The sequence below is a fragment of the Paenibacillus sp. FSL R7-0272 genome (assembly GCF_037969905.1).
Classification (GTDB): Bacteria; Bacillota; Bacilli; order Paenibacillales; family Paenibacillaceae; genus Paenibacillus; species Paenibacillus polysaccharolyticus.
This window is the reverse complement of sequence record NZ_CP150221.1, coordinates 1732276-1758400: the sequence shown is the minus strand read 5'-3', so window position 1 is coordinate 1758400 and position 26125 is coordinate 1732276. Positions and strand designations below refer to the sequence as shown.

Below are 26125 nucleotides of genomic sequence, written 5' to 3'. Positions count from 1 at the left end.
TTGGCAGCTTTCTTTTCACAATGGTATACCGGTTGAACTAAATAGATTTATACCGGGTGCTCCGATAATACTTCCCTACTCCTTCACAGCCCCTACCACAATTCCGCTTACAAAGTAACGTTGCAGGAATGGATACACGAGCAAGATCGGCAGTGCGCTGATGAAAATTTGCGATGCCCGGATGGTCCGCTGGGACAGGTTCGCAATCGCTTGCGGGTCCATCTTGGTCATGTCGCCCTGCACGATGATCGTCTGCATAAATGTCGCGAGAGGCAGCTTTTCCGAATCACGGATGTAGATAATCCCGTCGAAATATGCATTCCAGTGCCCCACCATCATGAACAGAGACACGGTAGCAATAACCGGCACGGACACGGGCAGATAAATTTTGATAAACGACTGGAAATGACCTGCGCCATCGATAAATGCGGCTTCCTCCAAATCTTTCGGCACCGTGCGGAAGAAGTTCAGCAACAGAATGATGTTGAACACCGCCACCAAACCCGGCAGGATCAGTGCCCACAGCGTGTTCATCAGGCCCAGTTTCAAAATGAGGATATATCCCGGAATCAGGCCTCCACTGAACAGCATCGTGATAACAAAATACCACAAGTAAACATTACGTGCGCGGAACACACGTGTTTCTTTGGATAATGCATACGCCGCAAGCGTATTGACGATGAGTGCAAGCCCGGTGCCCAGCACCGTCCGCTCCACCGATACCCAGAGCGAGGACAAGAAGTTGGAGTTATCAAACGTCTTGGCGTACGCCTCGAACGTAAATCCAATTGGCCAGAATGTCACGAGCCCTGCATTCGCAGGGGCGGACGAACTGAGTGAAACCATCAGCAAGTGATACAGCGGCAGCAAGCAGAGCACCGAAAGGATGGTCAGAAACACATTGTTGAAGATGCTGAAAATGCGATAAGGTAACGTTTTATGATACATGGTTCATCATCATCCTTTCTTAGAAAATTCGGTATCCGGCAAAACGGTACGCCAGTCGGTACGAGATCACGATGAGGATCAGACTGATGACCGATTTGAACAGATTAACCGCCGTTGCAAAGCTGAACTGACCACTGAGCAGACCTTCGCGATACACAAACGTATCGATGATATCCGCTTGCTGATAGATTAATGGGCTGTACAGGTTGAAGATTTGGTCAAAGTTGGCGTTCAGCACGTTGCCCAGCGCCAGGGTGGCAATAACGATTCCGATGGGAATGAGTGCAGGAATAGTGATATACATCGTCTGCTTCCAGCGCCCCGCCCCATCCACTTCAGCCGCTTCATACAGGGCCGGGTTGATGCCCGCCAGTGCTGCAAGGAAGATGATCGTGTTAAAACCAAACTCTTTCCACACATCACTGATAATGACGGTAAACCTGAACCAGTTGCCATCGCCAAGGAAGAAAATCGGTTTGATGCCAAACACGGACACCAGAAACTGATTCAATATTCCCGTCTGTGCCAGAATGTCGATCAGAATACCGGACAACGTCACCCAGGACAAGAAGTGCGGCAGATACACCAGTGTCTGGATCGTACGTTTCAGCGCCATCTTCCGCACCTCATTGAGCAATAACGCAAAGATAAACGGAATAATCAAGTTCATGATGATTTTCGAGCAGGCAAAGAATAATGTGTTCCACGTAATTTGCAGGAAATAATCATTGGTCCACATATACTCGAAATGCTTCAGCCCCACCCACTCCGAACCACTGAAGCCCAGCGCGGGCTTGTAATCCTGAAAGGCCATTAGAATACCTGACATCGGAATATATGAAAATATAAAGACCATAATGGCCGCTGGTAGCACCATGAAGTGCAATATCCACGGCTGTTTGTAGCGTTTTTTCTTCTTTTTTTCCAGCTTGTTGCCGACATTCGCCTGCGGGAGCCGTTGACCCTCCATTTTAGCCTCCATATGAACCTTCTCCTGTTCCCAAAAAAAGTTTTTGTGTGTCTTGGGCTTCTCTGATATAAATAGTATCAAGCCGTTCCGAGGTCTGACTATATAACATTGTTAGGGTGGATAGGGTTTTGTTAGTTTGATCTATATTGATAAGCATTCATTCCTCACACGAGACACTCCGATGGCAGAATAAACCTTCAATCGCCGTTATCCCCAGATTTTTTCCATTCCCTTTTCAAGGGGAAAATCCGGGGATAAATGCGACCGCGTTGCTTTTCCGGTTTTTTTCTGCCCTCTCCGTTAACGTGTGAGAAAAAGGGCCATCAATATAGTTAGATGTGAATATAGAGGAGACTTTTTATGTATACATGGGAGCGCTTTAACGTTTTTCAAAAAGGAATCCGATCCCGCTTCAGCCTTTTCGCCAAAATCAATCTGTTAATCATCATTTTGTTCATCCCGATTCTGATCATGTACACCTATTCGAACAACGTTACGTACGATGTCGTCAGCAAAGAACTGCAGGTCTCGAACACCAAGCAGCTCACGTTCCTGTCCAGTCAGATCGACTCGCGCATCAATCAGATGATGGATTTCAGCCTTATTCTTTCGCGTGATCCGAATGTACGTGCCTTCAATGGCCTGAATCTATGGCAGGATAAGTACGACCAGATGCAGACGAGATACATCATTCAGGAGAAAATGACGCTCCAGACCGGCGTAACCGATCTCTGGCCTACCCGCTACGCGGTGTACTCCCAGCAGAACAAAGAGGTTATTGCGAACTACACCCGCGATACGGGTTATGATGAGGCATATTTGAAAAAAAATATGAGCGGACAATGGACCTACGGGGATCATTCCACCGATTCGAAAGACGCCATGCAATCCTTTTACTGGTTCTATACGGATTCATTAGCACAACCAGGTATGCTCACAGGCAGCAATTTGGTCATTGAAGCCAGCTTTAGCCATGAGAACATTCAGAATATGCTCGACACGTACAAAGCAGGCGGACAAGGCGATCCATTCTTTTATCACAAAGGCAACACTCCTATTCTAAACCGCACTGCGGACAAGGAGTTATCCGGTGATCTGATCCGTTATTTGGATACTCACTCGCTCGAAGATACAACACAGGATGTCGTGGAGTTGGGCGGCAAAAACTATCTTGTCAGCACCGTCAAATCCACGTATTTGGACTGGCATCTGGTCGATGTCGTGCCGCTGTATCAGATTTTGGAGCCGATCTCGCTGAGTCAGAATCTGTTCTATGTTTGTATGATTTTGCTGCTTGTTGTGGGTATTTCCGCGTCCATCTTGCTCTATCGCAATGTGCAGTACCCCATCCAGAAACTGATTAAAGGTCTGCGCCGCGTACAGCAAGGGGATTACTCCGTGCGTTTGCACAGCAACAACCAGAATGAGTTTTCATTCTTGTTCCACCGTTTCAACGACATGTCTCACCAGATTCAGGACCTGATCGAAAATGTCTTTCAGGAAAAAATACGAGCCAGAGAAGCGACGCTCAAGCAGCTCCAGGCACAGATTAACCCGCATTTTCTATATAACTGTCTCGGTTATATCATCAACATGGCGCAGATGAAGGACGAGCAAGCCGTGGTATCTATGGCGCATAACCTGAGTGCATACTATCGCTACACCACCAGGATGGAACGGGAAACCTCTTCATTGCAGGAAGAGATCAAGCTGCTCGTTAACTATCTGGATATTCAGAAGCTACGCAACGGCCGAATCGAATATCACATTGATATTCCGGAGCATATGCTTGCCCAGTCGGTGCCGCGTCTAATGTTGCAACCGATGGTTGAGAACTCGGTGATCCATGGTGTCGGAAAATCGTATACATCCGGGGAGATTCGTATTACCGGGGAGAGTGTGAATGGCTTTGGCAAAATCTATATCGATGACGACGGCCCCGGTCTCACGCCGGAGCAGTACGAAGCGTTGAACCAAGAAATGCTGGAGCCGTTACAAGAGGAAGTCGGATGCGGTCTCTGGAATACGTATCAGCGTATGATTCACACCTTTGGAAACCATTCCTATCTTTTGTTCGGCCCATCTCCACTCGGCGGCTTCCGCACCGAAATCGTCTGGGAAATTCCGAGCGAAGAAGCTGACAAGGAACCTGGGAACGACTCAGGCGGATGATTAAAGACAGATTGACCTAGTATCCGTTACCCTGGACCGCCGCATTTGTTGCTCAACGTCCTCGGGTAACGATTGCATTCACTAATGTACGCACTAGAAAACGCCTTCCAACCGCTCATTGTGGCGGCGGTAAAGGCGTTTTTTCCTTCTTCTTGCTATCTTCTTCGTATCTTTTTGCCATCTTCTTGCTTTCCTTTTCCTATCTTTTAACTTTCCTTTTCTATTTGCGACTACGTCTATACGTTCTTGCTCATCCGCTCATTCAACCAACTCACTATATCCGCAGTAACCTCGTCCCGGTTCGTTTCGTTCAGCATCTCATGCCGCCCGCCCGGATACAGCTTGTAGGTCACATTGTCGATGCCCTGCTGTTTATAGGCGTTGTACAGCCGGATAATGCCTTTGCCAAAGCTGCCTACCGGGTCCTTGTCTCCAGCGAAGATATGAATCGGTAGGTCTTTGCGCACCAGATTTAGATTGTTTTTGATCCCAAGCTTTTTGAGTCCAGTGAAAAAGTCTGCGAAAAATCCTGTCGTAAATACCGTTCCACAGAACGGATCACGGATATATTTATCCACCTCTTCCGCATCCCGGCTAAGCCAGTCGAACTCAGTGCGGACAGGCTTGAACGCATCGTTGTATTTGCCGAAGGATAACTTGTTCATCCGGTGGCTCGGTACACGTCTGCCGCGGCGACGAATCTCTTCTTTGGTTAACAGCGCAGCCGCATGAAGAATAAAGCGCACATGCAGTGTAGAACCCGACAAGATAACCCCGTCTAATTCTTCGCCATAGAGCATCAGATACCGTTGCGTTACGAAAGAACCCATGCTATGCCCCATCAAAAATAGAGGGAGTTCAGGATACTTCTTCTTAATGATGCCCGTCAGTTTATACAGATCATGCACCATCCACTCGAATCCGTCGCTATCTGCCAAATACCCCAAGTTCTCTACAACCTCTGCCGTCTTTCCATGCCCTCGCTGATCATGGATGTACACGATGTATCCATTCCGATTCAGTTCCAGTGCAAAACGCTCATACCGGGCCGCCGTCTCCGCCATGCCGTGGCAGATCTGTACTACTCCTTTGACCTGAGTGACACTATCTGGTAGCCAGTTATACACATGGATTCGAGTTCCTTCGTCCGATACAAAATTAAAATGATTTGTCGTACTCACAAAATCCCCCCGTAATGATACGTTCTCTCTTCTCTTTCTCTTTCTTTTTCTTCATTTTCTTCTTCTTCGTTGTCATCTTTTTCTTTATGTACTTCCGTAGTTCCTTATTTGCTGAGCGATCGCCCTAGACTGGGTGACCAGTCGTACATATCCATCCTACTGCTTCAAGGAGGAATGAAGCAATTGTAATTTCACCCTATACATCGGATTCCTATTCTAGAACATTGATGCTTCATCCCATTTTTTCAAGCGCAGATGTGCACGGAACTGTTTCCATAGAGAAGCGGATTGGGGTGTGATATACTGCTTGCAACACATGTCAGCTTAGAAGCGTGTAAACCCTCAAGCAAGGAGACAAAGCAACATGCAAATGATCATCGTAGACGACGAAGCACACTGGGTCGATAACCTGTCCATGACCAAACCTTGGCATACGCTCGGGATCGAACAGGTTCACCGGGCATACTCCGCTCGTGAAGCACTGCAACTCATTGAAACCCATCCGATTGATATCGTGATCTCGGACATTCAGATGCCGGAAATGACAGGCATAGAGCTGATCGAACGCATACGCATCCGGGACAAAAAAATAAAATGCATCCTCTTATCCGGCTACTCCGAATTTGATTATGCCAAGAAAGCCATCCAGTACGAAGCCGTGGACTACCTGCTCAAACCTCCAACAGATGACGAACTGATCGGCGCCGTGCAGAAAGCCATCGACCAACTAAACAATGAATGGGCGCTTGTCAGTTCCCTGTCGCGAACGCAGTTTACTTTGCGCGAGAATTTGCCGCATTTGCGTGGACGCCTACTTTTAGAAGCATTACAGGGAATTCGGTTCTCCGCAAGCGAATGGGAACGCAAACTGGACAATTACGACCTGCCCTTCCACACCGGGGATGCCGCGCTGATGCTAGTCCGTATGGATAATGAGTTCGGCCACTACGACAGCCATGATCAGACCCTGATCGAATATGCCATCATCAACATGGCAGAGGAGATTATGGGTGAGTTTATGCACGTGTGGGGTGTGAAGGAAGAGCACGGGTATGTCGTATTTTTGCTGCAATTGAAAGAGGCGAATGGCGATATTGGAAAAGAAACCATTCTGGAGAAGCTGTCCATTCAGCTTCAATCCAAAGTAAAACAGTTTCTGAAAGGCTCCCTCTCCATCGTCATGACCGAGTGGTTCACCTTCCCGGAACAGATCTACGATCGCTTCCGTCAGGCTTCCGCCTATTTCCGCCAGATCGTCGGGGACGAGCGTGAATTCGTCATGCGGGTCACCGATGTCGAAGCACCTGCGGCACAAGGTCCGCTGGACGTGCTGTACACACCGCCTACCTTCATTCAGCTGCTGGAAAGCGGCCAATGGGATGCCGCCGAAGACAAAATCCGTGCCGTCTGCGCCGAACTGGACGAGAAATGGTCCGAATCATGGGAACACTGTATGGAGGCGGGTTTTCTCATCACCGCTGCTTTCACTAACCTGGCTCATCGGAACAAGCTCACCCTGTCAGGTCTCATGGGCAGTGAGATCGAGCAGCTACAGAGCGGCGAAGTTTTCTCCACCATCGGCAAGCTGCGCAAATGGTCGCTCGGCGTACTCGCCAAACTCAAAGAAGGCACATCCAACGAGGTCAAGGATACCCGGTCGGAATACGTAAAAAAGATTCAGGAGTTTACGGATAAAAACCTGCATCTCGACGTATCTTTACGTGTGCTTGCAGATCATGTGAACCTGCATCCCACGCATCTGTCCAAGATTTATAAGATCGAAACTGGCGAGGGCATCAGTGAATATATCGCCCGCCTGCGCATGGATCGGGCCTGCCATAAGCTGGTCACAACCACCAAGAAAGTATATGAGATCAGCCTGGAGATCGGCTATATGGACCCGGCGTATTTTATCAAAGTGTTCAAACGTCAATTTGGCGTGACACCTCAAGAGTACCGAGACCAGCATTAATATGAATAGCAGTTCGCTTTTGATTACGTTACTTATATATAAGTTAAACTATTCATTTACACGAGAACGGAGAGGACAGAAAAAACCTGGAGAAGCGAAGCTAAAAGCTTTCTGAAAGAAAGCTACATCGGAAGCATAAGCTTCGCCTTTATCACCGGATTTCCCCCTTTAAAAAGGGAATGAAAAAAATCTGGGGATAACAGCGATTGGAAGGTTCTTCTGTCATCGGAGTGGAATGTGTAAAATCTTTAGTTCAACTTATATAGATTGCGATAACCAAAGTTTTTATACTTTCACTAAGAGAGTCCTATCGAAACTAACAAACTCATATAGATGCGCTCCCGCTCTACTTGGTACAGTTACAGTGTAAAGATCATACATCGTAGGGGGATTGAACAATGATCAAATTCAAAACATGGTGGTCCTTGCTCATGGTCATCGCACTCATCACCATCACTGCATGCGGCAGTGGCGAGTCAGCCAGTGAGAAAGGCACGAATGATACACAAGAGGCTGTCGGCTCTGCGGAAGCGGAAGCGGCGTTTGCCAAAGGAAAATACGACCCACCCATCGAATTCAGCTCCGTGCTGATGCCGAAAAAATACGCTCATGGCGATACCAAAGAGAACAACGTACATGACCGTTGGATGCTCGAAACGCTGGGCATGAAGCACAAAGATACGTGGTATCCGGCCACTGACGATCAATACAGACAGAAACTGCAGCTCGCGATTGCGTCTGGCGAGAAGTTGCCTGATTTCGTAACCGTGCCAACGAACGCGGTACTGACGAATCAACTGATCGACTCCGGTCAATTCATCGCCATTGATGAGCTGTTCGAGAAGTATGCAAGCCCGATTCTGAAAGAGCACGCAGCAGCACATCCTGAGCTGTGGTATCCGTTCACCAAGGACGGCAAAAAATACAACATGCCAATCATGGAGTACACGGATAACGACGATACCCTGCTCTGGCTCCGCGAAGACTGGATGGAGAAGCTAAACCTGGAAGCGCCGAAAACCATCGCAGACCTTGAGAACATCATGGACAAATTCAAAAACGAGAACCCGGACGGTCTGTCTCCAGACAAAGTATTCCCGCTGGCCATCTCGCTCAAAAACAACACCAACACCTGGATGGGTGGACTCGACTGGTTGTTCGGTGCATACGGCACGATTGAAGAACAATGGAACAAAGACGCAAACGGCAACCTGGAGTACGGCTCCGTGAACCCCGGTGCGAAACAAGCCCTTGCCAAGCTGGCTGAATGGATGGAAAAAGGCTATATCCACGCTGACTCCGCGCTTTGGGACGAAGGTAAATCCGCTGAAAGCTGGACCGCTGGCAAAGCCGGCATTCTGCCTGGCGCAAACTGGGTACCGGACTGGCCTGCTCCAGACCTGCTGAAGAACGTACCTGGCGCGAAATACAAAGCCTACCCTGTTCCGGCTGGTCCAGACGGCAAGATCGGTACGAAATGGCAGAACTCCGGCGTCAACGCAAGTATCATGATCAACAAAGATGCGAAGCATCCTGAAGCGATTTTCCTGTACTACAACTACTTGCTGGATAACCTGGCGAACCCGAAAGCAGGCAGTCCGTACGAGTACGGCTTTGCGAAAGGTTATGACTGGGATATCGTAGACGGTAAACCGACCAGTGACAGAGAGAAGATCAAAGACTTCTCCAACGAATTCCCGTTCCTGACCGGCCCTGCACGTATTCCGGATCTGTACATGAAAACACTCGTGAAACTCGCCAACGGCGAGAAAGCTGAAACACCTTACGAGAAACAAATGGCTGAATTCCGTAAACCGGAAAACTGGTATGCAGGTAAAGTCGTGATGTCCCAGATCGACATCCGCAAACAAAACTATTTCACAGGCGCAGCCACACCAACCATGGTATCCAAGTGGAACCTGCTCCGTCAGTCCGAGCTCGAAACCTTCAACAAAATCATCTACGGCAAACTGCCAATCGATGCATTCGACCAATTCGTAGCTAACTGGAAATCCAACGGCGGCGACCAGATCACCCAAGAGGTAAATGATTGGTTCAAGTCTGTGAGTGGGAAGTAAGAATTTGTTGTTGTGAAAAGTAGTATTAGGCAAAATAAATGAAACAAAAAAACAAGCCAAGGGGTTTAGTTTTAACGCCGCGGCTTGTTTTTTTGATTAATCGGGAGAACGATCATACTAAAGATGCCCAAATGACATGAAGGAAAAAATCTGCTGACATATGAGAAAGAATTGCGTATTCCAAACCCTTTTTCCAGTATAAATAACCAAACAGAATTCCTAACACTCCATTGTTTATAATTGCTCTAATAATTAATATTGGAGTCAATTCTCCAAACAAACTCGCAGTCGCTGGCAGATGTGCTAACCCAAATAATACAGAAGACATAATGATGGCGATCCAGTATATAGCCGCAGGAATGCTTGCTTGAGTTTTACTTATCTTCACCATTCCCCATACCAGTACCGTCATTAAACATAAACGCAGAAGAACTTCTTCGACAATTCCACCATAAAAAATAGTCAGTAAACCTTTCCACCATGCCAATGTTGGAGTTGACGGTAATTGTGGCATATGTGGTTGAAATATGTACGTTTCGAGCATAACAATACCAAAAGTTCCGATGAAGCTGCCCAATATCGCAATAATAATCCACTGTTTTGAAACTTCCGATAACCTGCCTGAGTACAATAATCTTCTTAAAATAGGAACACCAAGCTGAACTTTTTCGGCTAAAATAAGTCCGACCGTACTAGCAATAAAAGACATAAATGTGACATTCAAAATCGTAATAATAACGATCCCATACAGAGGAAGACTGAATTGTTCAGTCAATTGAGTTCCTACGGTTCCTATCATATAAGGTAGAATAGTTGCTCCCCCAACGACGCTAAGGATGGTGAAAGTTACAACTAACCGACCATTTTTGTTCGTAGTCGGAGACGCGATTGACTTTTTACGAAAAAGAAAGACAATAAATACCCCAAGACATATTAACCCCAGACTAGCATTGAGCAGCACTTCCCACAACGAGGAATGAAAAGATTTGGACACCGCACCTGACCCAAAAGCCAAAAACAAAACAAACCAAAACCACGTTTTATATCGTTGATAGAAGAAAGAAAGCAGCTTAATCACTCCTCTTTTGAAAAATCTCGCATTCCCATTACCGTTAACTATGCCTTACGTAACATCCTGTTTATCTTATGTATTCTTATAGATGAACTAGTTGTGTCTAAACAAACTGCTTCAATAACTCCAAAGAAATATTCTACTCTCCCTCCTCTACAGATCTATACTCCACCAGAGTGGATTTGGAATCTGATGTGTATTCGGAGTTCCTCGAACCCCTGTGCTTACTTTCTTTTTCAAAGCATTATTACAATGAGCAGCAAAAATTTGGCTAGAAGTTGTATATTCCAACTTTATATTAATCATATCAATTTTGCCCATATTTGTTCAATCACTTCTCTTAAGCTCATATACACTTTTATTTTTTCGGTTTTCTCTCCTCCAACATCTATCGATTAATTGTAAAGTTTCCTGCCTAGAGGGTTACATGCTATTAAATTGATTCATACTTTTAATGACTCTCTCCTGATTGAAAACTTTAGGAAACCAGAACACCGGTATGCAGGTAAAGTCGTGATGTCCCAGATCACCCAAGAGGTGAATGATTGGTTCAAGTCGGTGAGTGGAAAGTAAGAATTTGTTGTTGGGAAAAGTAAAACATTAAAACCCGATCCGAAGCGGTTATTCACGCTTCGGCTCAGGGTTTTAAGTGTAGATCAGGGTCGCTCCCCCATAACTTATGGGTTCACTATACTATAGGGACAGATTAATCATTGATATCCATAGTCGGCCTCTTCCATTTTCCTGATATACTGTTTTAATCTTTCTTGGTGCGCTTCTAGTTCTGCTAATCTGGATGTACTCCCTTCAAGGAACCTCGACATTTTTTCAGACAACTTTATTGCAGATTCTCCCTTCCATTCTTCCAGCTTTCTATATATATTTTGCATCTGCTGTTCTTGCTGAATCAAGTTCTGCTGCAACTGTTCACACTTTTGAACTGCTCTTCTCAAGTCTGACAAAGAAACAGATATTCTTCCCATATGTACACCTCCTACACGTTCGTTAAAGATACACTATGATTGATCTGCGAGAACAAAATCTTGTCTTTTCTGCTCAATATAATCTGCGATGTCTGTAATAGATTCTTGGTACCATCGATTAATTTGATCCAACATCGCTGTAGCATCGTGGGCAATTGAATTAAAGGACCGACTCTCACTGGTTGATATATAAGCTTGGAACATCTGAATTGAAGAATTGGTATCACTAGCAAAATCATGTAGGCTATTCCGCATCTGTCTGGAAGCATGTGCAAGCTCCTCAGGTGTTAGCTGTATGGTGCTCCCGTGTCGATCACCCACATAATACGCAGAGTTCTGTCTAGCCATATCTACTGAGTGGGTTCCAAGTACCGCTGTAACAAGTTTACTTAAACTTTCCCTAACAACAGGACCATATTCCTCATAAAGTAGGTTCATTTCGGCCTTCAACTTTTCTCTTGCCTTCATCATCTCTGAATAGTTTTCCACTCTAGGCTGGCCATCCACGCGTCGACCATCTAGCGTATATAATGGATTACTAATGTTTCCATTCTCATCGAATGAAAAATGATCCATACTATGTGCTTTCTGACCAACGAGCATGGAATCCAAAAACTTGGACAGTGCACTCTGTTCTCCAGATATAGACGGAACACGAATAAATTCAGTCGACCACTTGTTACCGAACAACGCTTGTTCCCACCAAGTCTCTCGTCGCTTTGGTAAGAAAACAGGGATTGTCTCGTATCGATTAGCTTCTTCAAAGGTCGAATTAATGTAATAGGTAGAGCCAACATGCTGATCCGCATTCTTCACTCCAGATCCTACAGTATCCCCTGGATGGACATAGGCCACATTCGTTTTTAGATAATCCCCGTTTTGAACCTTCTCTTGTAAGTCATCGGGAAGTAAATGTACAATACTTGGCGGATTGTAACTTGTTGAAGATACTCCGTTACGAATAGCAACATATTCCGCCTGAGCACCTCCCAACGAGTGTCCGGTTGTTGATATATCAGCAGTTGGGTACTCCTCCTTCACTTTCTCAAACAGGTTCATTGCCTGAACAAACTGATTATTCTGATACCTTGCTTCTTCTTGAATAAAAGGCATTCGTTGATGCAAAGGTAACGACGCAATCTCTTCCTTATGCCGCTCCATATAATTGTGAGTTTTCTCCAGATTTTTAGCACGATTCCCCACAACATCACTTAAATCGGTCTCCCAGTCTGTTAGTACGCTCCATATTGGACGATCAGGTGGTTCAGTCCCTCTGTAGCCTATAATAACTTGATTGTGCTCTTCGTTATAGAATACGGTAGCATCAAAACCAGAACCGTTTGTATCATGCAACATTGCTCCCTCAGGCTCAACTATGGTCCATCCTGGAAGATTTTCGTTTTTATACCCGTTTGAGGGTAAATCTCGTTTGTATACCTCATCAGCAATGGTCCAATACGTCTTATCATTGATATAAGTCATGTTCTCCCACCTTGTCTAATCCAATAATATGTATTAAAGTATTTTTAGAGTTTATTTCCATAAAAGGAGATTTAACATCTATGAAAAATAATTTACTGCTGTTAACCTTCATTATTTTTTTATTTATACTAGGAGGGTGTTCAAGTATGTCTGCCTCAGATAAACAAATGATTGTAGAAAAGGCTACACCCATAAGCATTCAGTACATAAAGAAATACTACAATGCAGACTTTGTTGTAACGAGTCACGATGTGGATGACCCTTCCATCCATTCACGTCTATACCTGTACGGTCACATAACTGGACATGAGGATGAACGTATTACCGTTTCTTACAACTACGATACACAGGAGGTTCTCAGTGTAGAAGGACCGGGCTGGTTTATAGATCGTCGAGATCCGAAAAAGGATTCCTGAAAAAGGTGGCCTAAACAAAACGTAATGTAATCAAAAATGATCTGGAGCAAATATCTAGATCATTTTTACGTTGTTAGACGCATAATTTCGCGACGCCCCTTACATTCTATATTCATACATTATAAATCAAATTCCTCATTAAAGGATATACTTCCCATATAAATAAATAGAACGTCGGATAGTTTTTGATCCCACCATACGAGAAACAAATGGCTGAATTCCGTAAACCGGAAAACTGGTACGCGGGTAAAGTCGTGATGTCCCAGATCGACATCCGTAAACAAAACGTTTTCACTGGCGCAGCCACACCAACCATGGTACTCAAGAGGAACCTGCTCCGTCAGTCCGAGCTCGAAACTTTCAACAAAATCATCTACGGCAAACGGCCAATCGAAGCGTTCGATCAATTCGTAGCTAACTGGAAATCCAACGGCGGCGACCAGATCACCCAAGAGGTAAATGATTGGTTCAAGTCTGTGAGTGGGAAGTAAGAATTTGTTGTTGTGAAAAGTAGAGCACTAAAACCCGAGCCGAAGCGAGTTATTCACGCTTCGGCTCGGGTTTTTAAGTGTAGAGCGGGGGCGCTTCCCCATGACTTATGGGTACGCGTTAGTGGATCAAGCCTTCGTATCATTCTCCTCCGGCATTGACTGACCCAACAAGGATACAGTGAGCTGAATGCCATCTTTTAGCCCCTGCATGTACAATCGTTCATTCTCTATGCCTTTGCTGACAATGTAACGATTCTCCCATTCAGCATATTCAGGTGTCTGCTCGACATCCTTGCCAGCAAACAAAGCTTCAAACACTTCGTCGGTTTCCCCACGTACACGACTCAGTTCAGTATCTAGCTCGATCCGGGCAGTCACCTCATCCAACCTGGCCTGAATCGCTCGCTGCATCCACGGTGGAAAATCCATAACTTCTCCTCCCCTACGCATTATGTACTTCGCTCATTTCCGTGCCACTCGACTATGTTTCGCTTTCATTTCACTAACTCGTGCCACCAGTTCATCCACCCTTCGGCTCTGTTCCTGAACCGCAGGATTGTCCCACAACGGAATCGCCTGCTTCAAGGATGCCTCACCAAGCTGATTAAGCTTGCGCCGCTCCTCTTCCAATAAGTCAAGCAACCGGCTCATACATGCACCTCTCTGATGGGTCTAAATTGCATTATGTCTTGTCAAAACTAGACGCAGGTAACTTTTAAAGGTGAATAATCATCCCTCAATGTTGTATGGCTTTATCTTCATATAATCCGAATTGTAAGTTAAACTGTGGTGACTTTAATGCAGAAATCGAATTAAAATAAAAAAACACCGATAAAATCTTTAGTGCCAAAAAGTCATTGGTTTCCCGCTTGTAACTATGAGCAAAGTAAAGATCAAAAAAGAGAAATTCTAACCGAATTGCAAAATTGTACTTAGATTCTTTCACACCACCCCTTCCTTTTGTCGGAGGCAATATCGTATTGCGAAAAAAAGATTAAATTAAACAAAGATGCCACAACTTGTGTGGCATCCTACCTAAGAAGATTTTTTTTATTCTTCTACACATTCGACTGTCCTTAAAAATATAACCTTACATAAACTTTGATTTTATTTTATTATTGATATTTTGAATTTCCTACAATGTTTCTAATTTCTCAATAACTTTATAAACAATATCATCAGTAATCTTGTTTTCAATTTGATCTTCAGACACATTTTTAAACATTATTCCAATGATATCTTGAGGAATTCCAGGAAATGAGGTTTCGTCCAAGTAGATAGGTATAACTGCTTCATCAACAATCCTTGGAGCAAAACATTCTCTTTCAAAAGTTGGCCATATTTTCTCTAAATGGTGCTTATCAAGTAAACTAATTACAAACCTACTTTTTTCTTTAAAAATATCTTGAAACATTCTATGCCATGCTTTTCCCAGATAATTAGATTCAAAATACTCGTCAAAAAAAACAGAGCAGTCTAACATCTCAAGTTGATTTGCTATAACTTTAGCAATATCTCGATTTTCACCAGCGAAAGAAATTGCAAAATCAAACTCAAAATTAGATGACGAATCCCTAAAGCCACAAATTCTTCTTATATGATTCCAATTTAGATGCTTAAGATAGTAAAAGAGTGCTGGATCTTCAATAGCGAAGTTTTTTGTTTCTGAATTGTAGTAAAAATATCTTTCACAAATAGGTTTTGACTCTAGTAATATTTTCAATCTACTTTCTTTTATATTATTTATACTACCACTCACGTCTGGATTACCGTTTGAAAGCTCTGTTAAATCTACAATTGAACTGTCTTGTTCACTAACACACTTTAACAATCTATAGTACGGATCGTTAGTTGATCTAAACCTTTTACCTCTACAAAACTCCTTTACCGCTTCTTCGTAACTATGTTCCAATCTTGCAGTAGATCTCTGACGCAATTCTGAAAGATGAAATTCAAGGATTCTTTCATCTTCTAAAGTCTCAGTCACATCGTTAATTAAACATATTGTTTGACATAGTAATTGTGTAAGCCAATAATCTCCCTTAGTTTCCTCAAAAAGTTTATCCTTATTTGAAATGCCAATACTTAGCCTTTGCTCTCCTAACTCGATAAGTTTAATTAATGTTTGTTCACTAGCTGGCTGAATCCTATGAATTCCGCATCTTTTAGCTATATCGTGAACAAGATGTATCAATTCACTTCCAACCTTATTTATGCCTAATATAACTAATTTTGAATGATTCCCCTCTTCATATTCTTCTGCTGCTATCTTTATTAAATTTCCAATATCCTCCTGAATACCATCATTCAGTCTATGAAAATCATCAATAATATACTTCCCTATGATCTCCCTCTTGGATATTAGGATAATTTTGGCTACATCTTCAGCCTTTCTAGAAGATAAATATTCAAACCCTGCTGATTGGAGATTTTGATCAATTATCTTTTTGACTGTAGTCGTTTTTCCTGTTCCAGATTGACCCTCAATTATAACAGGTTTACCACCATTCCTAATATCAATGAGAAGTTCATTATAATTTGGAGGTTTAACATATGTATATTCGGGCACTCCTTCTGTTCTAAATATTTCTTCAACTGTGTACTTCATTTGTAAGCCCCTAATCTTAAATTTTAATATTATCGTTTAAATGATCCGAATCATAAATATTTTAATTGCAATTAACTCCACGATAAAAAATACAATATTTATATTTAAATGTATTTACTCCACATACATCTAGTTTTAAGATCCCCCCCTTTTAGTTTAATTAATAACAATCCAAATCATTATATATTTTTTTAAAATCTTTGTTCCCAGGAGACTTCTGAATCACTAACGACGCGCTTTGTTATAAGCTTTAATGAACAAGCGATTTAGGCCAAATAAATAGAATCTCTTTACAAAACCTTATAGAATATATAATTAATCAGTATCTCTTTCATCAAAATGAAACTCAGTATCTTCGTTGTCTTCATCTTCTTCCGAGAGATCATAAATATCCATTATTTCATCCATATCTATTCCCTGACTACTGTAATACTGAATCATTTTTTTTCCAACACCATTCCAGTTATTTGACCATGCTTTTTCAAAATATAAATTAATATCATTTAACATCATTATATCTCTTAATAGAGCTATAAAATTAGTTCTTTCATATACAAATTCTTCAGTATTATCTTTAATAATTAACTCAAGGTCGTTTAAATTACTTATTCCATAAGAAATAAGTTCATCTATTACATCCTTACTACGATTGTTAAAAGTCGGTTCAATTAATTTTCTATCAATGAATGGTTTAAATTTTAGGTTCAGATAATTAGATAGTGATGTTGTATTAATTTCAATATTCAACTCGTCGTTTTTTACTTTGTCTGCTACTTCATGACCGTATACAACTATTTCTCTTGCTAAATTATCGAATTCACGATCCACTAATTCCAGAGTTGCCGCTGCCAGTGAAAACCTACGTTCTATATCGTTGTCTGGTGGTAAAACACCATTAAACTTATAATTTCTATCGTGTGAAATATCAGCCCATGCATGTTCTAGAATTGTTCTAACTTGAATTTCAAACTCCAAATCTTTAAAAATCTGATATTCTGGTAAGCTTAAGCGATCCTCTGTTAGCTTTGCGACGTAGTGAATAGAACGATAACCAACTTTATCATTTCCAAGTTCCTTTGTTTTATCAACACTATGTAGATGGTCAATTTCGAATAACGGTTTAATTAGTTCACAACAATTGTTGACTTCAGATTTCACGTATGTAATTATTCTAATTCCTGCAAGATCTTTTATTTCTTGTTGTGGATTTTTATACTTTTCTTTGCTGGCTTTTATTGTAAAACTTTCTATATCCTTCGCTCGGCTAGTAATTGTATAATACGAAGCTCCAGAATTAGTTAACACTTCACGGATAATTGATTCTACCTTATTCGCTAAGTTTTTATAAGATGGTCTCATTCTTATAAACCATGAAATAGCATCATCAATATTCTTATCTGACATTATGACACATCCTTTATTTAGAAGTATTTTAAAAGTATAATACATTAATTCTACTGTTCAAGGATTTTTAATAATTTTATCTACTGGTTTATTTTCACGACCCAGCATGCTGAGTGCAAGTCTAGTGCCGAACTGAGAAGAACTGTGTAATCCGATAAACATTTTATTTGAAATTATTTCTTATCTTCTTTTTTATCCATTACTTTTTCAAAACTTGAGGCGATTAATTCCAGAACTTCCCCAAATTCCTCGGATGATTCATGCAGAGCATTATTTAAATCTTTCATTCCATATTCCATTTGAAATTTCACTCTTTCGAATTGGCTTATCATGGCGCTATACTGAATTTTTTGAAGTTGTAATACTCTTTCTGCATATTTATTCCTATAGTAGCTCGTTAAAAAAATTAACGATAGACTCAATAAAACAAGATATGTTCCTATTGAATTATATCGTCCTCCAAAAACTAATATATAAGCTTCCTCCGGTATAAATGGAGAAACCAGTACAAGTAATACGCCCATCAGTGAAAAAAACCACTCTACACTGTTTGCACTTCTTGTATTATTTGAGGGATTAAGTGACTTCAAATCCTTTGCAAAATTCCTGAAAAAATCATTAGAGATTTGAATATCTTTACTTATCTCGCTTATATCTTCAGCGGGTTTCATTGCTTTTTTTACGTTTCTCTTTTTCACATTAAAGAGAGGCTCTTGTGCTAATAGCTTTCCATAAAACTTTTTCCGTGTATTAACTAGTTCTCGTTTACCATTCTGTATGTTCTCCATCGCATCTCCAACAATTGAATCAATTGCCCCTATGTAATTATCTAGCGTATTATTTATATCTTCTTGCCTCAAGTGCTTCATTTTATCCTTGTTTTCTTGCAGTACGTTTATAAAATCTATAATTGCAAAGATTAGTGTTGCTATCGAATATCCAAAAATAATTTCTGGTCTTATACCTACAGCGAGAGAAATGAAAATGATTAAAATAAAGGACAATGATAATATCAAGTACAAATTATATGACTTTTTCATTATTGACTCCTTTTATAAATTTCATTTGACATTTAACTTATATGAGCAAGATAATAACAAAAATTAATATTTTGAATTACACTATGCCCCTACCTTGAAGATCAACCAATGTGAGACCTCTGTCCCACATTTCTTCACTCATGACGTTTAACCTAGCTCACATTCTTGAATGCTTTATCCCAGTTGATAGTAATAAACAATCGAACCAGCTACTACTTCATCTGATGATACCCCGTTCCCCAAACAAATACCAACATTCTTTTTACCAAATGATTGATCTGATAAGAAACAACCTCATATACCCGCTCTTCACCATCCACTGTTTTAATCATAATCTGATCACCGATCATCTCTTGAATAGTTGAAGGAAGAAGATTGTCCAACTCTTCGTTTGCCCCCATCACGATGGTTCCGTATTAAAGTGTATCGAAAACCAAACCTACGCCAAACAGCATTTTTGTTTCTATTCTCTGACCTCCTTATCTCTGATCTATGAATAGTTCACCTTTGACATCTCGTACTCGAAGATCGAAGTTATGTAATCTAACGATGGCATCTCTCAATAAAGCATAACGTTCAGTAGGATTAAAATTACTACCGTCATCGATATATATAAAAACTCAACTCTTTAATCACTTGATCAAAGTTGTAGCTCTTGGTCCTGATACACTTTCCTCGTTATCATCTTTGTATATTTCAATCTCGTGATTTCGATCAGTTCATTCGGCTGCATCATATCTAGGATATGACTATCTTTTATTAATACCTTAATATGACCTCGCCCCAGCCCTTTAACGATAATGATATTTGTATCTTTCTTCACATCTACGATTTGTCCAATGGTTACGAATTGCTCTTGGTTCTTGAGATCAAGGTAGGTTAGCAGTCCAAGTATACAAAATATAATAAAACAAGAAATGGATAACCCAGTTGTCCATGCAGGGGGATGATTCACGAAGTAGTTTTTGACAATTAATTGCACACCAATGATAAAAATAAATAGTATGATGAAGCCAAATTGCATTTTCAATTTCTTTTTAGCTCTTTCGCTCATAGGCTCTCCCCTTCTAAATCTTTTGCTCTATATCTTTTCAACGTCCCGCTCTCATTAATAGATCTTTGCGGAGATGAATCACAAAGTCTGGATTTGAAGAATGATACACAACGTTACCAGGCTCTACTCGAAAAAACTCTTTATTCGCATCTTGTTCGGATACAGTACGAATCGGTGCAACCTCATCCACAACTTTTTTGTTATCTTCCTCATGAAACTGAAGGATAGAAACTAAAACAAATTGGTCAGGGTATAGCTCTCTTACTTCCTGCCATTTCATGTGCTATACCTCCTATTATTCGTATTTTTAAAACTTACTATCATTTTATCATATACACCTGAATTCAAATATCATTTCTGAATCTTAACATTACATTCGAGACAAAGACGGAGGTGATACATCTTCACTTAATTTAAACACCAAATTCGCTTGGAAGGTGGTCAGACTTTCTTTAAAAACAACTCAAGGTGAACAGATAATCATGTGCCTTAAATGATATGATGTATTTATATTAGGAAATGATTGGATATAAAACGTTTTAAAGTATATTATTTAAAGGAGTATTCGTATGAAAGAATTATTTATAACTTTTTTCTTGTCTTCTGATTGTTAGTATTTTAAGTGTTTAAAGCAGCAGGGCTTACTGATCTTTGCATAATCGGAGCATACAATGCTTGGCTTCTTAACTAAGGATATGTCGAAACAATCCACAAAATAAATATCTAAGATAAGTTGATGTCATTAATGTTGGTATCAACTACTTATTCAAAGGAGATATGATGTATAGAAAACTAATAATTATTGCTTGTCTGATAGAAGTGTCCTTTTTACTTTTTTTACAATATCGATACAATAATATTTTAGATCTTTTTCCTTTCATTGGAGCGTTAGTTTTTTTTATAGTTTTGAGTTATTTCTTAAAAGTTCAACTTAGTAAAAAACGTAAAGAAATAGTGTATTTTTTACAAACGCTCTTTTTGATATTTATTCCAATTTATACGATAACCACACTTCCTCAATATACGTATGAAAGTGCGGTAGATAAGGTAACTCAGAACCTAGAAGAACCTTATGTGGTTAATAAGCAGAAGAATACGTTAATACAAGATGAATCTAATGAAATTAAAAAAGGTTATATGTTCTCAGTGGAAAAAAATTCAGAAGTAACTTCATACGTTTTTGATCCATGGACTGGTAATTATCATGAAGTGCAAGATTGAGATAAGCCTAGCTACTCGGTTAAATTGATGTAGATTCTGCTATAATGTTAAAATTCCCTTTTAAGAATCGGTTCGCCGATTCTTTTTTTCTTGCACATTCTTAGGCTTCCTATCATGCATACCTGCGAATACAAAACAGAGGTGAATTACCGTGAAAATTGATATGAGGTTAAGTGAGAAGTTACATTTATTTTGTGTAAAAACACTGCCTATCTGCAAAGTACCATCATACTTTCAAGAATTGAGATTCAGGCCCTTTTTCTCCCCCCGCCCTGTGCTGATCCATGTTTCAGTGACATCTACATACCACTCTTCTGAAATCTCATCTCAGCATACTATGTTCCCTGCGATCCCTGCGATCCTCCCGGTCAGCTTCCTCCATCCTATGAATGTACCGTCGCAGTGCTTCTTTATGCGTCTCCAATTCATTTATTCTTGTGGATGTTCCGCTCAGGAAAGATTGCATTTTGAATCCTAGCGTGGTTGCAGAATTTCCAGCCCAATCTTGTTCTAGTCTGCTATGTATTGAACGCATTTTCTGCTCCTGCTGCATTAAGCGCTCCTGTAACTGCTCACATTGCTGAACGGCTCTTCTCAGATCGGATAAAGATACCGATATTCTTCCCATGTCACTTACCTCCTGTTAAGAACTGATCTGCTTGAACGAAATCTTCGTGCTTTCGTTCAATATACTCTGCAATCTCGCTGATCGATTCCTGATACCAACGGTTAATTCGTTCTAGTGTCGCTGTAGCATTGTAAGCAATTGGGGTAAAGGAATGGCTCTCACTTGTGGAAGTATACGCCTTGAACATCCGGATGGAAGCTTGTGCATCATTGGAGAATCCGTCCAGACTAAGGCGCATTTCCCTAGCTGCCTGCGCTAGCTCCTCCGGTGTCAATCGGATTGTACCGCCACCTTGACCTGACTTCCCATAGGCAGCAACCGCAATTAAGGGCGCTAGCACTCCGCCAAAGAGATTTGACAAGGCCACCTGTGATTCCTGATAAGTATTCCAGCGTGGTGAGATATCAATTTGTTGCCCCGTGGCACGATCAATAAGTGGACCGACCAAGTTCCCTTGTTGATCAAACTGATATTGGTTCATGGAGTGATAGCCTTTACCTTCTTTTTTAGAAAATGAGTCCATCAATCGAATAATATTGCCGACCTGAAACTTGTCCAGATCAATATCGATTGGAAAATTGTATGTAACTAGTGGGCCGCTGGGTCCCATCGGGCGAATAGGTAACATAAGCTGGAATTGCAGTCTCCAGTTTTGGTACATCGCATTGGCTGAGTCAAAATCCTGGCCTTTGTAGTACGTGCTGCCAACATGCCTGTCATATTCAGAAATCCCACCTGCACCTACTGAATCGTTAGGATGAACGATGTTTACCACTTTTTTATCATAGTACCCCTCATTTACTTTCGCTAAGCTTGCATCGTCCAGCAGATTGGTTACACTCGGGGCACTGTATGTCATGGCTGACAAATCCTGTCGCGCTGCTACGTATTGCGCTAAACCACCTCCAAGCGAATGTCCTGTAAGAGATATACTTGCGTCAGGATATTTTGAGTTAACCTGTTCATAAAGTACTTCCGCCTGATGGAATTGATTATTTTGCCAATTAATATCGTCCTTAATCGATTGAATAAAGCTTTTCTTGAAAATGTTATGATGATTCGGATCAGTTATGGCATCCTCCAGTTCTCTAGTGCGTCCACCTAAAACATCGAACACGTCTGTTTCGTAATCAGCCGCTATCCCCAGCCAGTTCCCATCTGGCTCCGTTCCGCGGTAACCGATGACAATCTGATTCGTTTGATTGTTTTGGAAGACAACGGAATCGAAACCCGACACTTTATTGTGGAGCTCCGCACCTTCAGGTTCAATGACTTTCCATTGTGCATATTCCCCCTCCTCTGTAAGCGGTGTGCCGGCAGAAATGTCCCTCTGATAAGCAAAGTTAGAAATTTTCTGGTATAACTCATCACTAATGTAACCGTTTTGCATAAATACCTCCTGAATTGAACATTTCAATATGATTATGTAAACTAGTGATAATTCAATCTTTATAGTATATTAATACCAGTCTAAGAAAGTAGAGGTGTCCCTTTTGAGAAAACCTTTCTTCCTGTTTGTAATCTTAATTATCTCCTCTCTCTTACTTGGAGCATGTGCCTCCAAAGAGGAAAAGGAGATTGTATCCTCCGCCGAGAAGTTCGCTGCAAATTATGTTCTCGAAAAATACGGTGTAACCGTTCGTTTTACGGAGTATAGATTCTCTCCTCCCGATCTAAGCAAGTCTCTAGGCCTCCACGGCTATATTGAAGGCGATAAGAAAAAGAAGGTATTCGTTATGGTAAATTACGATCCATTAAGTGTGGAGACACTATCGCTTCCTGATGGAATATCCAAAAAATCAGATTCCAAATAGAGCGTTGAAGTATATTTTTTAAACTATCAATCTATATAAATGCTTTTGAAAATATAGGGAATATATGGATTGTATCTTTCGTTGATCACTTCTGTCAACGCTCCCCACAGTAATAAAATGAAGAAACAAATACAATCTACATACTAGAATAATTATGTTCTCAAATTATGATATATCTCTGTTTGAAGAAGTCTCCTACTAACCCAATACATTTTAGATCTACATAAATAGAGGAGCCACAATATAGCTCCCCTCATCCCAACAACGCCTTCTCCATCTGATCCACAATCCCATTGATCCCCATCGGCCCATAGCAACCAATCCAAGTTGCCGCATCCACTGAATGCACCTGCTGCTCTTCTCCCCCACCGAGCATTCCCAAAACCCGCTGCTCTGTCGCCGATATTCCATCCTGCATAAACTCGTTACTCAGCAGAAAGTAGTGACTTGCCTGCACTGCGGGTAATCTCTCAACCGAAATATGATAGGCCGTATCGGAGGTATCTGCCACAAACAGTGGAACAGGCAGACCTAAATCACGGTACAGCACAGCACCTGTGCGATGAGCCGCAGAATGCACACGAACGAGAGAGTCCAGCGGACGGATCAGGGCCACACTTTTCCCTCCCAATACTGAAGCTAATTCCTCAGACAGCAAAGCCGTTCTACGAAGATAATCCGCAATAATCTGCTTGGCCTCTGCTCGTTTGCCTGTCAGTTCACCGAACAAGCTTAGAATCGTCTGCCAGCTTTCATTACGTTTGAACATGAGCACTGGAGCGATCCCACTTAATCGTTCAAGATACTGTTCATGTACCTCGGTACAGATAATCAGATCCGGTGCGAGTCGTTCTACCGCAGGTAGATCGGGATATTCATACGTACCTAGTAAATCGGTGTGCTTGAGTCCTGCCTGAAGGGGTTGGGGAAAAGATAACACGCTGCTTCCTAGTCCGACACTCCCTACCGGAGACAAACCCAGCGCAAGCAAGTGATCTGCATATTGCACATCGAGGACAGCGATACGCTGCGGTGTTTCGGTGACCGTGTATTCGCCTTGCATATGACAGATGACCGGGCCTTGGGCTGATTCATAGGATGAAGCTGTGCGGTTTTGCAACAAAGCCTTCGCATAGTCTGCATCGGTTCTCGACGCGGCGGCATGCCGATAATGTAGTGGTGGGACGCCAACATACTTTTTAAAAGCCCTGCTGAAATAATACATATCTCGATAGCCCAGCTTGTCGGCAATTTCTCCTATTGAAGCATCCGTATGACGCAGCATGCGCGAAGCACTTTCCATGCGTAGCTGGATGACGTACTCCATCGGTCCGAGCTGCTTTTCTTGTTTGAAACGACGCTGCAATTGTCTCACACTACAGCCCGCAAGGGCAGCCAGCTCTTTCAGCTCCAGGTTCTGACGATAGTGCGACGCAATATAGGAAGCGACCACATCCACCATATCGGACTCCGCTCCCCCCTGACCACGTTCATACGCCATGATTAGCTCATAGATCATGCCCTGGAGCAAAGCGTTGGCATAAAATCGTTCCAGTCCTTCGCCGCGGCGCCATTTGGCTACTATTTTTTCCGCATTCTCGATCCATTCCGCGTTGGTTGCCGAGTTCTGCACAAACGATCTGCGCAGCGGGTGTTTGCGGTATGAAGGCACAACAATAGAGGCTCCCTCCATGGAAGAAGCCTTGTATTTGATCACTATATAATGAAAGTCCTCTGATCTGGCCGTCAGCGTGTAGGATGATCCCTTCACCGCATGACAGGCAAAAGAAGCTCCAATGTGGCAACCCTCGCCATCCATTGCAAGCTCCCCTTCCCCTCCGTATGCCAGCAGTAGCACATTAGAAGTTACATTTGTTTCGTGCAAAACGCTGCCTGTCTGCAAAGTACCGCTATATCCGTCCAGCATCTTGATTGCTGTATCACTCCAACCACTTGTCTGTTCCTGCAGCGGCATTTCTCTCATCTCCTGACAATAACATAGGTATAATCATTACTGTTGTCATTGTAGTTGAGATTCTTTCTCATTGTCAATTTTCGGACTCGGCACGGCTCTTCGTCATGCAACTCACCCAGAGCAACGGTACGGACAGTATGAAGGAAACGAATATTCAGTTGTTAGGAGAAGCTTCTTCAATATTGATCCAACTCTCGTTAATCCCAATCCGTATCCAAACACTTAATAGTTTTCACATATTTTTAACTTCTCTGTATAATAATTACATGTATAATAGTGGTAATTGAGAGGAGGTGAATACAAATGAAAAAATTAGAGATTAAAGAATTGATTCTTAAATCGGAGAAACTGGCTAAAGTTAATGACTTGTGGTACTTTGTCCGATCTGGAGAAGGTGCTTGGATTATAGGTTCAGGAGGCGGAGCCAAGTAAAATGGCTGTATTGAATCTATGATTCTTAAAAGCTAAAACTCAAATTAGTGGTTGAGTCAATTAAAGCTCCAAGCTTCTTCATCCATTTTGGTACATAACATACGGGAATTACTCATGTGAGCTCTGGCACAATTTGCGCCTGAAGACTGCCAACCACTAATGATGAGGTCTGGCTACTTTATTG

At 41.9% G+C, this 26125-nt stretch carries 24 protein-coding genes and 1 pseudogene; 8 read left to right on the top strand and 17 right to left on the bottom strand.

Going from position 1 to position 26125, the window contains the following annotated elements:
- Window positions 1–75 precede the first annotated feature (75 nt).
- Together MKY23_RS07745 and MKY23_RS07740 are read right to left on the bottom strand one after the other, a co-directional pair.
- Window positions 76–948: a carbohydrate ABC transporter permease gene (locus MKY23_RS07745; protein ID WP_090921935.1), complete on the bottom strand. Its 873-nt coding sequence runs from the start codon at window positions 946–948 to the stop codon at window positions 76–78.
- 19 nt (window positions 949–967) lie between these two features.
- Window positions 968–1825: an ABC transporter permease subunit gene (locus tag MKY23_RS07740; RefSeq protein WP_186812220.1), complete on the bottom strand. Its 858-nt coding sequence runs from the start codon at window positions 1823–1825 to the stop codon at window positions 968–970.
- A 453-nt stretch (window positions 1826–2278) separates the two neighbouring features.
- On the opposite strand from MKY23_RS07740, the gene MKY23_RS07735 reads away from it, so the two are divergent.
- Window positions 2279–4090 carry a histidine kinase gene (locus tag MKY23_RS07735; protein ID WP_339836944.1) on the top strand — a complete coding sequence of 604 codons (1812 nt, stop codon included), beginning with the start codon at window positions 2279–2281 and terminating at the stop codon, window positions 4088–4090.
- A gap of 236 nt (window positions 4091–4326) precedes the next feature.
- On the opposite strand, the gene MKY23_RS07730 is transcribed toward MKY23_RS07735, so the two are convergent.
- A complete protein-coding gene (locus tag MKY23_RS07730) occupies window positions 4327–5271 on the bottom strand; it encodes an alpha/beta hydrolase (protein WP_339836941.1) in 945 nt (314 codons plus the stop codon).
- A gap of 364 nt (window positions 5272–5635) precedes the next feature.
- On the opposite strand from MKY23_RS07730, the gene MKY23_RS07725 reads away from it, so the two are divergent.
- Window positions 5636–7243, top strand: a complete 1608-nt coding sequence (locus MKY23_RS07725; RefSeq protein WP_221787040.1) for a response regulator — start codon at window positions 5636–5638, stop codon at window positions 7241–7243.
- A 398-nt stretch (window positions 7244–7641) separates the two neighbouring features.
- Entirely contained in the window at window positions 7642–9321 is a 1680-nt protein-coding gene (locus MKY23_RS07720) for an ABC transporter substrate-binding protein (protein ID WP_339836936.1), read from the top strand.
- Between the two features lie 112 nt (window positions 9322–9433).
- On the opposite strand, the gene MKY23_RS07715 is transcribed toward MKY23_RS07720, so the two are convergent.
- The 3 genes from MKY23_RS07715 to MKY23_RS07705 all read right to left on the bottom strand — a co-directional run bounded on the left by MKY23_RS07715 (window position 9434) and on the right by MKY23_RS07705 (window position 12858).
- Window positions 9434–10399 carry a CPBP family intramembrane glutamic endopeptidase gene (locus MKY23_RS07715; protein ID WP_339836933.1) on the bottom strand — a complete coding sequence of 322 codons (966 nt, stop codon included), beginning with the start codon at window positions 10397–10399 and terminating at the stop codon, window positions 9434–9436.
- Window positions 10400–11103: 704 nt separating this feature from the next.
- Window positions 11104–11376, bottom strand: coding sequence for a hypothetical protein (locus MKY23_RS07710; RefSeq protein ID WP_339836930.1), 273 nt, complete (start codon window positions 11374–11376; stop codon window positions 11104–11106).
- Window positions 11377–11409: 33 nt separating this feature from the next.
- Window positions 11410–12858: a hypothetical protein gene (locus MKY23_RS07705; protein ID WP_339836927.1), complete on the bottom strand. Its 1449-nt coding sequence runs from the start codon at window positions 12856–12858 to the stop codon at window positions 11410–11412.
- A gap of 146 nt (window positions 12859–13004) precedes the next feature.
- Here MKY23_RS07705 and MKY23_RS07700 point away from each other — a divergent pair, with 146 nt between their 5' ends.
- Both MKY23_RS07700 and MKY23_RS07695 read left to right on the top strand, forming a co-directional pair.
- Complete coding sequence (locus MKY23_RS07700) at window positions 13005–13274, top strand: hypothetical protein (protein WP_339836924.1); 270 nt, start codon at window positions 13005–13007, stop codon at window positions 13272–13274.
- Window positions 13275–13468: 194 nt separating this feature from the next.
- A pseudogene (locus MKY23_RS07695) lies at window positions 13469–13765 on the top strand (ABC transporter substrate-binding protein); the annotation flags it as partial.
- 126 nt (window positions 13766–13891) lie between these two features.
- Here MKY23_RS07695 and MKY23_RS07690 read toward each other — a convergent pair.
- From MKY23_RS07690 to MKY23_RS07655, 8 genes are all read right to left on the bottom strand, one after another.
- A complete protein-coding gene (locus MKY23_RS07690; protein WP_339836921.1) occupies window positions 13892–14194 on the bottom strand; it encodes a hypothetical protein in 303 nt (100 codons plus the stop codon).
- Window positions 14195–14227: 33 nt separating this feature from the next.
- The gene (locus MKY23_RS07685; RefSeq protein ID WP_339836918.1) at window positions 14228–14416 is read right to left on the bottom strand and encodes an aspartyl-phosphate phosphatase Spo0E family protein; all 189 of its coding nucleotides are present in this window, start codon (window positions 14414–14416) and stop codon (window positions 14228–14230) included.
- A gap of 484 nt (window positions 14417–14900) precedes the next feature.
- The gene (locus tag MKY23_RS07680) at window positions 14901–16373 is read right to left on the bottom strand and encodes a TIR domain-containing protein (RefSeq protein ID WP_339836915.1); all 1473 of its coding nucleotides are present in this window, start codon (window positions 16371–16373) and stop codon (window positions 14901–14903) included.
- A gap of 315 nt (window positions 16374–16688) precedes the next feature.
- Complete coding sequence (locus tag MKY23_RS07675; protein WP_339836912.1) at window positions 16689–17777, bottom strand: hypothetical protein; 1089 nt, start codon at window positions 17775–17777, stop codon at window positions 16689–16691.
- A gap of 173 nt (window positions 17778–17950) precedes the next feature.
- Entirely contained in the window at window positions 17951–18817 is an 867-nt protein-coding gene (locus MKY23_RS07670; RefSeq protein ID WP_339836909.1) for a hypothetical protein, read from the bottom strand.
- Between the two features lie 212 nt (window positions 18818–19029).
- Window positions 19030–19218: a hypothetical protein gene (locus MKY23_RS07665; protein ID WP_339836906.1), complete on the bottom strand. Its 189-nt coding sequence runs from the start codon at window positions 19216–19218 to the stop codon at window positions 19030–19032.
- Between the two features lie 239 nt (window positions 19219–19457).
- The gene (locus MKY23_RS07660; protein WP_339836902.1) at window positions 19458–19871 is read right to left on the bottom strand and encodes a hypothetical protein; all 414 of its coding nucleotides are present in this window, start codon (window positions 19869–19871) and stop codon (window positions 19458–19460) included.
- Window positions 19872–19908: 37 nt separating this feature from the next.
- On the bottom strand, window positions 19909–20151 hold the full coding sequence (locus MKY23_RS07655; protein ID WP_339836899.1) for a hypothetical protein: 243 nt from the start codon (window positions 20149–20151) through the stop codon (window positions 19909–19911).
- A gap of 497 nt (window positions 20152–20648) precedes the next feature.
- On the opposite strand from MKY23_RS07655, the gene MKY23_RS07650 reads away from it, so the two are divergent.
- The gene (locus tag MKY23_RS07650; RefSeq protein ID WP_339836896.1) at window positions 20649–21092 is read left to right on the top strand and encodes a hypothetical protein; all 444 of its coding nucleotides are present in this window, start codon (window positions 20649–20651) and stop codon (window positions 21090–21092) included.
- A 322-nt stretch (window positions 21093–21414) separates the two neighbouring features.
- Here the strand turns inward: MKY23_RS07650 and MKY23_RS07645 are convergent, their stop codons facing one another.
- A complete protein-coding gene (locus MKY23_RS07645; RefSeq protein WP_339836893.1) occupies window positions 21415–21720 on the bottom strand; it encodes a WXG100 family type VII secretion target in 306 nt (101 codons plus the stop codon).
- Window position 21721: 1 nt separating this feature from the next.
- Window positions 21722–23110: a hypothetical protein gene (locus MKY23_RS07640; RefSeq protein WP_339836890.1), complete on the bottom strand. Its 1389-nt coding sequence runs from the start codon at window positions 23108–23110 to the stop codon at window positions 21722–21724.
- A 103-nt stretch (window positions 23111–23213) separates the two neighbouring features.
- Here MKY23_RS07640 and MKY23_RS07635 point away from each other — a divergent pair, with 103 nt between their 5' ends.
- Window positions 23214–23534, top strand: coding sequence for a DUF1433 domain-containing protein (locus MKY23_RS07635; RefSeq protein ID WP_339836888.1), 321 nt, complete (start codon window positions 23214–23216; stop codon window positions 23532–23534).
- A 253-nt stretch (window positions 23535–23787) separates the two neighbouring features.
- Here MKY23_RS07635 and MKY23_RS07630 read toward each other — a convergent pair whose 3' ends face one another.
- Complete coding sequence (locus tag MKY23_RS07630; protein ID WP_339836885.1) at window positions 23788–25509, bottom strand: helix-turn-helix domain-containing protein; 1722 nt, start codon at window positions 25507–25509, stop codon at window positions 23788–23790.
- Window positions 25510–25812: 303 nt separating this feature from the next.
- Here MKY23_RS07630 and MKY23_RS07625 point away from each other — a divergent pair, with 303 nt between their 5' ends.
- Entirely contained in the window at window positions 25813–25941 is a 129-nt protein-coding gene (locus MKY23_RS07625) for an epipeptide YydF family RiPP (RefSeq protein ID WP_090921902.1), read from the top strand.
- Window positions 25942–26125 lie beyond the last annotated feature (184 nt).